Source organism: Brevibacterium sp. K11IcPPYGO002 (assembly GCF_050920635.1).
Lineage (GTDB): Bacteria > Actinomycetota > Actinomycetes > Actinomycetales > Brevibacteriaceae > Brevibacterium.
In genome coordinates, this window is record NZ_CP131929.1 from 4,042,141 (window position 1) to 4,054,959 (window position 12,819).

The window sequence follows — 12,819 nt, forward strand, 5'->3', positions numbered from 1 at the left end:
TTCTCTTGATCGGGCCCTCGACCCGGTCGGCGACTCCTGGTGCGCGGCACACGTGGTGGGTTCTGCGGCATCTGCCCTGTGGTCGGCACAGGAACACCAATGCAGAACGTGCCGTGGAATCGCCCCACACAACACTGACGGACCGATCGGCCCCGTTCAATGCAGAGAGACTTCGAGGTGACTTATTCTCGCCGCAACGAATCGTCACGGATCCGTGTGCGTGCGATCAGAGTTCGCTGAACGCCGCGCGGTCACCAGCGGTGCTCTCACCCGCCCGTGACCGGGGTCTCGATAGGCTCGTCGGGCGGTTCGCAGGCGTGGGCCAGGGAAAGTTCAGGCGCTCGAACGTGACCGGTGGGGTCGATCCTCGGCGATCCTGCACTCCGAGGTCGGCACTGTTCCCCCGAGGCGGCCCGCCTCGTCACATGTGCCGTCGCCGCGTCCCATGTGAGGGGCGCGGCGACGATGTGTGCTCAGCTGCTCAGAGCACGGCCGGCGATTCGGTGCCGACGGATCGGCACCCGACCAGTGCCGAGTCTGTGCCGGATCACGGGCCGATCAGATCACAGTCCGTTCAGACGGTAGGCCACGAAGCTGTCGTCCTGGTCGTACGGGTAGGAGACGTCGTGGGCGACCGAGCCGAGCGAACCGTTCTCCTCGAGGGCATGGTAGGCCGTCTTGTCGTCATTGGCCCAACCGTTGAAGATGACGACGTGGCCGTTGGCGCCCTCGGTGCCGGGGCCGCCCTTGAGCAGGATGTCACCGGGCTGGAGTTCGTCCTTGCTGATCTCGTGGGAGACGTCGGGCAGGGTCACGGTGCTGAGGCTGTCGTCGAGCCCCCATGCCATCGAGACGAATCCGGAGCAGTCTGTGCGGTAGTTCTTGCCCTCGGGGTCGGGGTGGTAGGCACCCATGTCATAGGGCACTCCCTGGTCGACCCACGTCTGCGCGCGGTTGATGATCGCGGCCCGACGGTCATCGGCCTGCGCCGAGGCGGTCGTACCGGAATCCGCCCGCAGGGCGGAAGACTGTGCGGCCACGGCCTGCGCGGCGGGGGCCTGGTCGGCCTGCGCCGGAACGGTGGCCAGTGTGGTGCCGCCGACGAGGATTCCTGCGGTGAGGACAGCGGTCGTGAGTGTGCGCGAAATTGTCATCGTCTCTCCTGCTGCTTCTCGTGTGTGCACTGCTGACTTCGGAATGGATCGTGTCGGGAACATGCCAAAGGCGGATCAGCTGATCGGGGCGACGTCCTGATTGCCGTTGACGAGCTCGGTGGCCAAAGGGTCCCACTTGTCGTATTCGGCTGGGAACGCGGAGCCCTGCACTGACTGTGCGGCGGCTCCCGGGACCATCGTCTCCCATCCTTCGATCTGGATGAGGCCGAGGTTTGCACCTTCGGGGTTGACGCCGTAGAACGATTTCGAGGCGTAGACAGGGTCGGTCACCTGCGCCAGGGTGCCCCACCCCATGGACGGGCGCTGCTGGAACAGGCCGGCCGAATCCCGGTCGCCCCCGTCGAGGTTGTAGAGACTCGACTCCTGCAGGGCCGTCATCACTGCGATCTTCTGCGCCTGCGTCGACAGTCCTGCTCCCTTGCCGACGGCGATGATCGTGCGGGCGTTGTCGATCTGCTCCTGGGTGAGTTGGGTTGCGTCCTGGGTGCTCGGCACCTTGCCACCCTCGAGTGCTTTGCTCGTGAACGGAGCGGCCTCCTTGGAGACGGGCGCCGGTTCGGCAGAAGCTGCCGTCGCCATGGAGACGCCGCCGACGATGACAGTCGCGGAAACGGCTGCCACAGCGAACTTGCGTACGAGTTTCATCAGTTCCCACTTTCCAGTTGTATCGGGCGTTGGGCCCTCTCGGCTTCCTTCCACCGGGTTCCACGTGGCCCTGATCTCATGCCCGCAATCCAGGCTGTCGAACCTGAGAACCTCGCTCAACAAACAGGCCGTCAACAGCCGTTCAATGGGGTTCCAACGACATATGAACCGCGCGTTTCCCTGATCTCATTGTTCGCTGGGCGCGAGTTCGGCGGACTCGATACGCTGTTTCCATGAACGCAGCGCTGCCGCCGGACGTCGCATCCGCCATCAGGTCCTATCTGCGTGTTGCCGATCGGGTCCTGCCCGGCGGCATCATCGCCTGCGCTGTCACCGGCTCGATCGCGCTCGGCGCCTATCGTCCGGGCCGCAGCGACATCGACCTCGTCGCGGTCATCGCCGATGAGTGCCGGACACGGCCAGATCTCCTCCGCCGCCTGCGGCTGCTCCACCTCTCGCAGGTGCCCCGCTTGGTGGTCGGGGCGGCGCGCGGGCGAGGTGTGAGCGCCTGTTGCAATACGGTCTTCATCGCCGAATCCGAGGTCGGTCGCCCTGTCACCGAGATTCCGCCGATCGCCTCCCACACCGGGGAGATCTTCGACCCGAAAGGCGCATTCGACGTCAATCCGGTGATCTGGAAGGAGCTCGTCGACGGCGGGATCACGGTGCGGGGTCGGCCGATCGCCGAGTGGGAGGTCAACGCGCAGCCGGAGACGCTTCGCCCGTGGGTCAGTACGAATCTGCGCGAGTACTGGACTCCGTTGGCCGCACAGCTGCGCGTCCGTCCGTCGAGCACCCCGGGAACGCTGCTTCGTCGGCTCGTGACGTCCCCGCGGGGACTTTCAGCCGGCACCGTCGCGTGGTGTGTGCTCGGTCCCGCGCGGATGCATCATACGCTTGCGACCGGTGAGATCATCGGCAAGGAGGAAGCGGGACGCCGCGCGCTGACCGCATTTCCTCAGCACGCCCCCATCACCGAGGTGGCCCTGGCCAAAGTGCGCGGCGCGCGGATTCCGTCCGCACCGTCACGACGGCAGTGGCGGGGGCTGACCGCCTCGGCGATGGAGGACATCATCGCTGCCGCCCTCGACTGAGGTCGGCAGCGCGAGGAGGCTGAGTCCTGCTGGGCGAACTCTACTTCGCGATGAAGTGGAGGCGCTTGTTGACGAACTCGCCCATCCCGATCGGCCCCATCTCACGACCGAAACCGGACCGCTTCACCCCGCCGAACGGCAACTCAGCCGCCTCCGCCGCAATCGTGTTCACATGCGTCATCCCCACCTCCAGGCGCGCGGCCACCCGATCGGCACGCCCCTCATCAGTGGAGAACACGGACCCGCCCAGGCCCAGGGCACAATCGTTGGCCAACTCGAGAGCCTCCTCATCACTGGAGACCCGATACACAGTAGCCACGGGCCCGAAGATCTCTTCGCCATACGACTGCGAGTCCCTGGGCACATCGACGAGCACCGTCGGCGCATAATACGCAGCCGGACCCTCACCCACCTCACCACCGATGAGCACCCTGGCACCCTCAGCCACGGCCTTGGTCACCTGCGCGTCAACGGTCTCGGCGGCAGCACGGCTCGACAGAGGCACATACTCGCCCTCACCCAGGCTCAGCGGATCACCTGGTTTCAACCCGGTGCCCAACTTCACGAGCTCGGCAACGAACTCGTCATAGATGTCGTCCATGACGATCAGCCGCTTATTCGAGTTGCACACCTGTCCGGCGTTATACGTCCGAAACTCCCACGCTTCACGCGCCACCGCCGCAACATCAGAGGCGTCGAGGACGACCATCGGGTCGATCCCACCGAGCTCGAGCACGGCCTTCTTGAGATTCTGCCCGGCCTGGGCACCGATGATCGCACCGGCCCGCTCCGACCCGGTCAACGACACACCCTGAACCCGGGGGTCAGCGATGATCGCAGCGATCTGATCATGGTTGGCAAACAAGTGGCTATATCCGCCGGCCGGGACACCGGCGGCGCGGAAGATCTCCTCCATCAGCAGCGCCGACCGCCCACAGATGTCAGCGTGTTTGAGCATGATCGTGTTGCCCAGCACAAGATTCGGGGCAGCGAACCGAGCGACCTGATAGTAGGGGAAGTTCCACGGCATCACACCCAACAGGGCGCCGATCGGCAGCGCTTCGATCCGGGCAGTGCCGGGGATGGTCGACGGGATCTGATAATCCGTGGCCAGACTGGGTCCGTGGACGCCGTAGTAGTCGATGATGTCGGCGGCGAACTCGACCTCATCGACGGACTCGGCATACGACTTGCCCATCTCCACCGAAATGGTCCTGGCGAGTTCGTCCTTGCGTTCATGGAAGATCTCCGCCGCCCTGCGCACAATCGACGCCCGTTCCTGAATGTCGGTGTCCTTCCACGTCAGGTAGGTGGTGTGGGCGCCAGCGACGGTGGATTCGATCTCGGCGTCGGTCGCCTCGGCGAAGGTCTCGACGATTTCGCCGGTGGCGGGATTCTGAACACGATAGTTCGACATGTTTGCTCCTGTGATGGTTCCGAAATTGCAGAGGGGTGAGGGAAAAATGGTGTGCTGCGGCCCCATCACCGCAGTCAGTTATCACCCATACCATCGACGGAAGCGCCCGGATCGGCGCGAACGATCATTCCGACATGATCGTAATACAGGTCACGGAGATTCGCCGAGGCGGCCGCCCAGCGACGAGGAGATCGTTTCGTCGCCGTGCCCACCCGACCGATGGTGCCGTGACCGTCCTCAGCGCACGACTTCGCGGTGTGTGGTGTCGAGCCGGCGCGTCCAGCCCCGGCCGTCGAGGTGTTCGAGCAAGGGGATGACGACGCGTCGGGTCGTCCCCAGCGCCTGCCTCGCCTGGCTTGTGGTGAAGGGCTGGTCGAGACCGGCGAGGATCCGCATCGCCTGCGCGGGGGTGCGCGGGGACACGATGATTCCGTCGCCGAGGCGCAGGATCCGTCCCGCCTTCTCGGCGACCGCGAGCTCCCGCGCTCCGAGACCGAGTTCGCGCAGGTCATCGGCTTCCGGTGCGGCGAACGGGTCGGATGCGAGTCGACGTTCGATCTCGGCGATACCGGCTTCGGCGGCACCGAGTCCCGCGGTATGCCCGGGCGGGCGGACCATTCCGTCGACGGCTTCGAGTCCGGCGCGGACGATGATCGCGTCCAGCAGTGCCCGATTTGCGGTCCCCGTCCCTTCGGGCAGGGTCGGCTGATCGTTCGCTATCGACAGGGCATCGCGCCTGGTCTCGCCACCATGTCTGCGGCTCGTGTCCGGGCTCCTGCGCAGTGCCTCGGCGACGGCTTTGACGGGGACTCCCGCGGCCATCGGTGTGGCCGCGAGTTCGCGACTGACCAAGGATTTCGTCGCCTCGACCCAGGCGGTCAGTGTCGGTGAGTGAACGAGCCAGCCGCCCACACTCTCGACGTCGGCGGGCAAACCCTCGTCACCGGGCACCTGCAGACCGAACCGGGTGAGGACGGAGCGTTCGACGGCTCCGCGGCGGGCCACCTCGGCGAGGATATCGCCTGCGGTGGGTCGTTCGGCGAGCTCTCGGCCGCGCCTGGCACCGTCGCCTCTCCGGGACAGTTCGGGCGGGTCGACGTCGAGGACGAGGAGGCCTGCGAAGACGTTGCGGCTGCCCGGGGCGCGCAGCACGATCCGGTCGCTGACCTGCAGGGGAAGCGGCCGGTCGAGGGTGAGTCGGGCGTGATCGGCATCGAAGTCCCGCAGCCTGGCGGGCACGGCGGCGGTGCCGATATGGGCCATGAGTTCGTGGATGCCGGAGTCGAGGGCCTCGCCCATGGTGCGGCGCACGTCGATCGTGTCGACGATCGGCCAGGTCCCGCTCGTGAGCAGAGCGTCGCCGCGGTGGAGGTCGTCGGCGGGGACGTCGCGGAGGTTGACGGCCACGCGGGCCTGCGGGACCACCTCGGTGGTGGTGGAATTCCGGGACTGCAGACCCCGCACACCCACGGTCCGGTCGATGGTCTCTCCGCGCAGTTCGACGGCATCACCGGCGGTCAGGGTGCCTGAGGTGAGGGTGCCGGTGATGACGGTGCCGGCTCCCTTGATGGTGAAGGCCCGATCGACCCACAGTCGCACCCTCCCCGAGATGGTCGGAGGCTCGGCTGGGGCCGTGACCTCGTCGAGGACGCTGATGAGTTCGGGCAGACCTTCCCCAGTAGTGGCCGAGACGGCGACGATCGGAGCGTGTTCGAGGGTTGTTCCCCGCAGTTGAGCGCTGACCTGGGCGTGTGTGGTCTCGACGGAGTCGGGGGCGAGGTCGGCGCGGGTGATGACGACGAGGCCGTGGGTGATGCCGAGCGCATTGATCGCGTCGCGATGGTCGCTCGATTGAGCTTGCCAGCCCTTGTCGGCGGCGATGACGAAGCAGGCGATGGGGGCGGGGCCGAGCCCGGCGAGCATGTTCGCGAGGAATTTCTCGTGTCCGGGAACGTCGACGAAGGCGAGTTCTCGGCCCGAGGGCAGGGTGGTCCAGGCGAAACCGAGGTCGATGGTCAGTCCGCGCTTCTTCTCCTCGGCCCAGCGGTCGGGTTCCATCCCGGTCAGGGCGCTCACCAGCGTCGACTTCCCGTGGTCGACGTGCCCGGCGGTGGCGATGACGAAGGTACCCGGGGTCGCGTGCGCGGAGCCGTGCGGTGTTTCAGGCATGGCTGCCACGGACTCGGGCGATTGCCTCGGCGACGCGTCGATCGTCGCTTTCGGACACGCAGCGCAGGTCGACGAGGCATCGTCCCTGGTGGACGCGGGCGACGATCGCGGGATCGCCGAGGCGCAGCGGTTCGGCGCACTCTTCGGGCAGCTCGACGGCCCAGCCGGGCAGGGGCACCCCGGGGGCTCCCCCGCCGCCGACCCGTCCGTCGTGGTCGACGACCGTGGCACCGACCGCCTCGGCGAGTTCTTCGGTGCGTTGGCGCAGATGGTTCGGATCCATGTGGAGGGCGTCGTGGATCGGGTTCGCGGTGTGGGTGACCGTCGCGTCCAGCGCGGCGAGGGTGAGTTTGTCGGTGCGCAGTGCTCTGGCCAGGGGGTGTTTGGCCAGTGTCTGCACTGCTTCGGTGCGGCCGAGGATGAGGCCGGCTTGCGGGCCACCGAGGAGTTTGTCGCCGGAGACGATGACGAGGTCGGCACCGGCGCGTAGGGCGGTGTCAATGTCGGGTTCGTCGGGCAGGGCCGGGTCGGGGGTGAAGAGTCCGGAGCCGAGGTCGACGACGAGCGGCAGTTCGTGCTCCTCGGCGAGTCTGTGCAGGTCAGCGACCTCGACGGAGGAGGTGAATCCTTCGACGCGGAAGTTGCTCGTATGGACCTTGAGCAGGCAGGACGTGTCGTCGCTGATGGCATCGGCGTAGTCGGCCAGGTGCGTGCGGTTCGTCGTGCCGACTTCACGCAGCCTGGCGCCGGTGGTGGTCATGAGGTCGGTGAGGCGGAAGCCGGCGCCGATTTCGATGAGTTCGCCGCGGCTGATGATGATCTCGCCGGAACCTGCGCTGCGGCCGCGCAGCGCAGTGACGGCAAGCAGCAGGGCGGCCGCACCGTTGTTGACGACAAGGGCGTCCTCGGCTGCCGGGCAGGCCCGCAAGAGTGCGGCTTTCGCTCCGGTTCCCCGCTTGCTGCGTTTGCCGGTGACGAGGTCCATCTCGACGTCGACGTAGCCGGCCGCCTCGGTGATTGCCTGTGTTGCTGCAGGTGAGAGCGGTGCTCGGCCGAGGTTCGTGTGGACGAGGATGCCGGTGGCGTTGAGCACCGGAGTCAGGGAGGAGGCCGAACGGGAACCGAGCTCGGCGGTGATGGTGGGGGCCACCTCGGCGACGGGGATCTCACCGGCTCGGGCGGCGGTCTGCACTTCGGAGATGATCGCTTTGATGGTCGCCTGCTTGAGGTGCTCACCTGCGGTGATGACCTCGGGAAGGGCGAGGAGGTGATCCGTGCGCGGAATGGATCGACGCGGATCGGGATCGACCATGGGGCGGCCTCCTCGGTGCAGGGTCACGGCGGCGCCGCTTGGTCGGCGGGACCGCGAAACGGTTGGCGGAGGCGGACGGGAATCGAACCCGCCAGACCGAGATACTCGGTCTCACTGGTTTTGAAGACCAGGGCGCCCACCAGGACACGGACGCCTCCATCGGTCATCCTATCGCGGGCGTGGGCGAGTGCTCACAGCTGAGCGCGGAGCACGTCGCTCTTCTCGATGTGCACACCCATCGGATCTGGTGACGGTCTCGTCACGTGAGTGTTAGTCTCCGGGTATGACTGAGATGCAGGACCGCCTGACCTCGTTCGCCCACGGTGGAGGATGTGCGTGCAAGATCCCGCCGGGCGAACTCGAGGACGCGGTGCGCGGGCTGGTCGGTCAGTCCGGTCCAGATGTCCTCGTCGGCCTCGATGACGGTGATGATGCCTCGGCGGTGCGGGTCCGTGACGACCTTGCGGTGCTCTCGACGGCGGACTTCTTCACTCCCGTCGTCGACGATGCTTACGACTGGGGTCGGATCGCTGCGGCCAACGCGCTCTCCGACATCTACGCGATGGGCGGGACCCCGGTGACGGCGATCAACCTCGTCGGGTGGCCGCGGGAGAAGCTGCCGATGGAGCTGCTCACCGAGGTTCTTCGCGGCGGACTCGACGTGGCGGCGCAGGCGAACTGTCCCGTCGCCGGCGGACATTCGATCGACGATCCCGAACCGAAGTACGGAATGGCCGTGACCGGCGTGGCCCACCCGGATGAGCTCATGCGCAATGACGCCGCCGAGGCGGGGCTGCCCCTGACATTGACCAAGCCGATCGGCGTGGGGATCCTCAACAACCGACATAAGGTCACGGGGGATCGATTCGACGAGGCCATCGCCACGATGACCGCACTCAATGCCGAAGCGTCACGAGCGGCCGTGGCTGCTGGTGTGCGGGCGGCCACGGATGTCACCGGCTTCGGTCTGCTCGGGCACCTGTTCAAGATGGCCCGAGCCTCCGGGGTCGGAGCCGTCATCGACGCGGCCGCAGTGCCGCGCCTCGACGGCGTCGATGAGTCGATCGTTGACGGGTATGTGTCCGGTGGGACCAGGCGAAACCTCGACTGGGTGCGGCCGCATCTCACCGCCGATGATTCTGTGACCGAGGATGACCTGCTGCTTCTGGCCGATGCGCAGACCTCCGGCGGGCTCCTCGTCGTCGGCGAACTGCCCGGTCACCCGGTCATCGGTGAGATCGTCGCCGGTTCGGGCGTGCACGTGAGGTGAGGGGCTAGGGCTGAGGGATCCCAGCCTCGATGCCGGCGATGATGATGTCGAGACCGCGTCGGTAGAGCCGGTGATTGCGCTCGGTGCCCGCAGGGTGATTCTCACTCAAACTGGTGAGCCGAGAGTCCTCTGACGCAGGGGCGAAGATCACCTGCGGCGACAGCGCGTCGAGTGCGGCTCCGAAGGCAAACGCATCGAGCACTTCGATCGTCGTGAGAAGCTCGGTCTCCGGCACACCCGCATCGGCCAGCACGTCGATGAGGGACTCGTAGAGAGTCAACGTCCCGGGTTCCTCGACTGTGACTCCGAGCAGGTGGATCATCACCCGCGGATGATCCGAATACAGCCGCCACAGCGAATCCACCCTTGCCTTCAGGTTGTCTTTCCATGACCCCTGATCAGGGATGTTCAGGGCGTATTCGACGCTGAGAACCTCACGCATCGCGTGGATGACCCCTTCACGTCCGTCGACATGATGGTAGATCGAGGACAGACTGACCCCGAGCTTCTTGGCCAAGGGCTGGATCTTGAGCTCACCGCCGCCATCGATCATCCCAATCGCTGCGCGTCCGATCTTCTCCCGGCTCAGCAGTGGGGAACTAGGTCGTGCCATGAAGCGCTCACTTCCTCAAGGACGTCCGGACGCCCAGGCGCTTAAGGGGCCCGAAATCTGGACTAACGCTACTCGTCTACGCATTGACAAGGTCTCGGTGTACGGGCACCATTCTATATAACCGAAATCTTTTCGTTTAACTCGCGAAACTCGCACTGGCAAAGGGGCCGACCTATGAGTTCCACTTCCACCTCCGCACCGCCGACGCCGGATGATCCGCGGGTCCCCCTCGGGCCGCGGAACGGATCTGCAGTCTTCCTCGTCTCTCTCGCCGGACTCATGCTGGCCAACCTCGCCCCGCTGATCATGTCGGTCTTCGAACAGATCGGATTCGACATCGTCGCCTCAGGCAATCTCCTCACCTGGGGACTCTTCACCTCGGCGATCATCGGGTTGGTGACCTCTCGTGCCGCAGCCGGTGCCAGAAGGCGAACCATCGCAGGCAGCGGGCTCGGCATCGCGACGATCGCCTTCCTCGTCGCTGCGCTGGTCACCGGCCCCACAGGGCTCATCGTCATCAGCTTCCTCCTTGGTTCGGCGGGACTCGGTGCCGCGGTGTCGACCTCTGGTGCGGCGATCGCCGCTCTGCGGAATCCCAACCGGGTCAGCGCATCGTCCGGAGTCGTCAACCGGCTGCTCGTCATGGTCGTCCTCGCTGTCATACCCGCCCTCGGCCTTGCCCAGATCACCGTCTTCGGATCGCTGGCCCTGCTGTCGCTGATCAGTCTCGCCGTGACGATTTGGCTGCCGAACACACCTGAAGCTTCGACAGCTGAAGTCCTCGCCGAAACCACGGCTGATACGACCCCTTCATCGAATCGACCGCGGACGCCGCGGGCCGTCCTCCTCGCAGGAATCGGCGTCCTGATCGTCTTCCCCTTGTGGGGGACCAGCGAGGATTCGGTGTGGACGCTAGCACCGACCCTCGGAGACGCGGTCGGAATGACCGATCAGACCCTCGGCTTCGCGCTCAGCGCGGCAGCGGGCATCGGTGCCGGAGCAATGCTCGTTGTGATCCTGCTCGGCAGCAGAATCGGACGCGCCCTGCCCTTAGGCATCGCGCTGGCGCTCGGAGGAGCGATCAAGATCTGGATCGGTGTGGAGACGGATCCCGCAATGCTCGCCATTCTCATCATCGCGGTGAACACCATCTACGCCTTCGCCTTCACTCTCTTCATTGCCACTGCCGCCGGTCTCGATGCGCGAGGAAACTGGTCAGGACCGCTGATCGGGGCTTATATCGTCGGGTCCAGCTTCGCCCCGATCATCGGAGCCTGGATCATCGACGGTGTCGGAATTCCGAGCTTCGGACTGATCGTGGGTCTCGTCAGCGTCGCACTCATCATTCCGACGATGCTCATCGCACGCGTATCAAGCCGCGTAGAGAAGACGCTCAACAGCCTCGACGAGGCCGCAGAAACCCACGAAAGGACATCATGACTACGGTCTATGAGAATGCCGCTGTCTTCACCGGAGACGAACACGCACCGATCGGCAAGGCAGTGGCGATCGATGCCGGCCGTATTCTCGCCGTCGGAGAGACTTCTGCGGTCCTCGACACCGCCGGAGACTCCGCCCAGCGGATCGACCTCGAAGGAAGCCTCCTCGCGCCCGGGTTCGTCGAGGGACACACGCACATGATGATGCTCGGCCAGACGCTCGACAAGGTTCAGCTGCGTGATTGCACGAGTCTCGATGAGATCCAAGAGCGCTTGGTGCTCAGGCGGCGGGAGCAGCCCGAAGCCCCATGCGTGCTGGGCTCGGGTTGGATGTTCGACGCCATCCCCGACAACCGGCCCACGGCGGCCATGATCGACGAGGTGGTTGGCGACATCCCCGTGCTGCTCGACTCTAATGATGTGCATTCCACTTGGGTGAATACAGCGGCGCTTGAGGCCATGGGCATCACCGAGGCGACACCGGACCCGCACGGCGGCGAGATCGTCCGCGATGAGCAGGGGAAGGCCACCGGGTTCCTGCTCGAAAACGCGGCGATCGAGTACGCATGGACCTATCTCGAGTCCGTCACGACTGATCAAGATCGTGATCGTTTCCTCGACAGCGCCTTCCGCGTCTATCTGGAGAACGGAGTTACATCGGCGACAGACATGGCGGTGGGCGAAGCAGAGGCTGCGACTTTCCGCCGTCGGCTCGAGAGAGGCGGACGACTGCCGTTTCCTGTCACTGCTCACTGGTTGCTGCGGCCCACCGGCGATCCGACCCGCGATCTCGCCGCTGTCGCGCGGGCCGCCAAGGTTCGCGACCAGTTCGCCGACCTCCCTGGCTCCGAATGGTTCCGCATCGTCGGTGTGAAGTTCATTCTCGATGGCGTCATCGATGCCTGCACCGCAGCCATGCGCGATCCTTATGTCGACGGCACTCATGCCGGGCCGATATGGTCTTTCGAGTCGGCGGCCCCGGTCGCTGTCGCTGCCGATGCCGATGGGCTCGAGCTTGCCATGCACGCCATCGGCGACCACGCCAGTGAGATCGCTCTCGACCTTGTGGCCGAATGCGTGCGCGTCAATGGACCCCGAATCCGGTCCCCGCGGATCGAACACCTCGAGTCAGTGACCGACGAGACGATCGCACGCATGGCCGGCCTCGGCGTCGTTGCATCGATGCAGCCGGTGCACTGCGATCCGGCGATCATGGGCAATTGGATGGCGGTGCTCGGAGGCGAACGCGCCGAGAGCGGGTTCCCGTGGCAGAAGTTCCGAGAGGCCGGAGTCCACATTGCTCTGGGCACGGATGCGCCGACGGCACCGCATCAGATGTCGCACAACCTCTTCATCGCCTTGACCACCCGCTCGGCACTAGAACCTGGGGATGCCAGCTATCATCCGGAGCGAGCTTTCACGCCAGCCCAAGCATTGGGTGCACTCACGCATTCCGCGGCGCGGGCAGGGGGATTCGCCGACGGCATTGGCCAGATCACCCCAGGCGGCCGTGCCAACCTCGTCGTTCTCGACGTCGATCCCTTCTCCGATGATGAAGACCGACTCCTTGAGGCACAGGTGCGTGCCACCATCGTCGACGGTGAATTGGTGTGGAGGAACAGTGATTCAGTCGTAGATGGCTGACTTGGCAGAAAGGCCATTGCCCACAGTCCGTTTCTTCAAAT

Annotated in this window: 10 protein-coding genes and 1 tRNA gene; 4 read left to right on the forward strand and 7 right to left on the reverse strand. The window is 65.6% G+C overall.

Annotated features, from left to right (window positions below; genetic code table 11):
- Positions 1–563: 563 nt before the first annotated feature.
- Positions 564–1,154, reverse strand: coding sequence for an NlpC/P60 family protein (locus QYM46_RS18455; protein WP_432790140.1), 591 nt, complete (start codon positions 1,152–1,154; stop codon positions 564–566).
- A gap of 75 nt (positions 1,155–1,229) precedes the next feature.
- A complete protein-coding gene (locus QYM46_RS18460; protein ID WP_432790141.1) occupies positions 1,230–1,820 on the reverse strand; it encodes a hypothetical protein in 591 nt (196 codons plus the stop codon).
- 233 nt (positions 1,821–2,053) lie between these two features.
- Here QYM46_RS18460 and QYM46_RS18465 point away from each other — a divergent pair, with 233 nt between their 5' ends.
- Positions 2,054–2,914 carry a hypothetical protein gene (locus QYM46_RS18465; RefSeq protein WP_432790142.1) on the forward strand — a complete coding sequence of 287 codons (861 nt, stop codon included), beginning with the start codon at positions 2,054–2,056 and terminating at the stop codon, positions 2,912–2,914.
- 40 nt (positions 2,915–2,954) lie between these two features.
- Here QYM46_RS18465 and QYM46_RS18470 read toward each other — a convergent pair whose 3' ends face one another.
- From QYM46_RS18470 to QYM46_RS18485, 4 genes are all read right to left on the reverse strand, one after another.
- Positions 2,955–4,331 carry an NAD-dependent succinate-semialdehyde dehydrogenase gene (locus QYM46_RS18470; RefSeq protein ID WP_432790143.1) on the reverse strand — a complete coding sequence of 459 codons (1,377 nt, stop codon included), beginning with the start codon at positions 4,329–4,331 and terminating at the stop codon, positions 2,955–2,957.
- A 237-nt stretch (positions 4,332–4,568) separates the two neighbouring features.
- A complete protein-coding gene (gene selB / locus QYM46_RS18475; RefSeq protein WP_432790144.1) occupies positions 4,569–6,500 on the reverse strand; it encodes a selenocysteine-specific translation elongation factor in 1,932 nt (643 codons plus the stop codon).
- Positions 6,493–7,812, reverse strand: coding sequence for an L-seryl-tRNA(Sec) selenium transferase (gene selA, locus QYM46_RS18480; RefSeq protein WP_432790145.1), 1,320 nt, complete (start codon positions 7,810–7,812; stop codon positions 6,493–6,495). Before selA ends, selB begins: the two co-directional genes overlap by 8 nt.
- A gap of 63 nt (positions 7,813–7,875) precedes the next feature.
- A tRNA-Sec gene (locus tag QYM46_RS18485) sits at positions 7,876–7,970 on the reverse strand.
- 125 nt (positions 7,971–8,095) lie between these two features.
- On the opposite strand from QYM46_RS18485, the gene selD reads away from it, so the two are divergent.
- Positions 8,096–9,082, forward strand: a complete 987-nt coding sequence (gene selD / locus QYM46_RS18490) for a selenide, water dikinase SelD (RefSeq protein ID WP_432790146.1) — start codon at positions 8,096–8,098, stop codon at positions 9,080–9,082.
- Between the two features lie 4 nt (positions 9,083–9,086).
- Here selD and QYM46_RS18495 read toward each other — a convergent pair whose 3' ends face one another.
- Positions 9,087–9,695, reverse strand: a complete 609-nt coding sequence (locus QYM46_RS18495) for a TetR/AcrR family transcriptional regulator (protein WP_432790147.1) — start codon at positions 9,693–9,695, stop codon at positions 9,087–9,089.
- A 174-nt stretch (positions 9,696–9,869) separates the two neighbouring features.
- Here QYM46_RS18495 and QYM46_RS18500 point away from each other — a divergent pair, with 174 nt between their 5' ends.
- Positions 9,870–11,135 (forward strand): MFS transporter, encoded by a 1,266-nt coding sequence (locus QYM46_RS18500; RefSeq protein WP_432790148.1) that lies wholly within the window; start codon positions 9,870–9,872, stop codon positions 11,133–11,135.
- Positions 11,132–12,778 (forward strand): amidohydrolase, encoded by a 1,647-nt coding sequence (locus tag QYM46_RS18505; RefSeq protein WP_432790149.1) that lies wholly within the window; start codon positions 11,132–11,134, stop codon positions 12,776–12,778. Before QYM46_RS18500 ends, QYM46_RS18505 begins: the two co-directional genes overlap by 4 nt.
- The last annotated feature ends 41 nt before the right edge of the window (positions 12,779–12,819 follow it).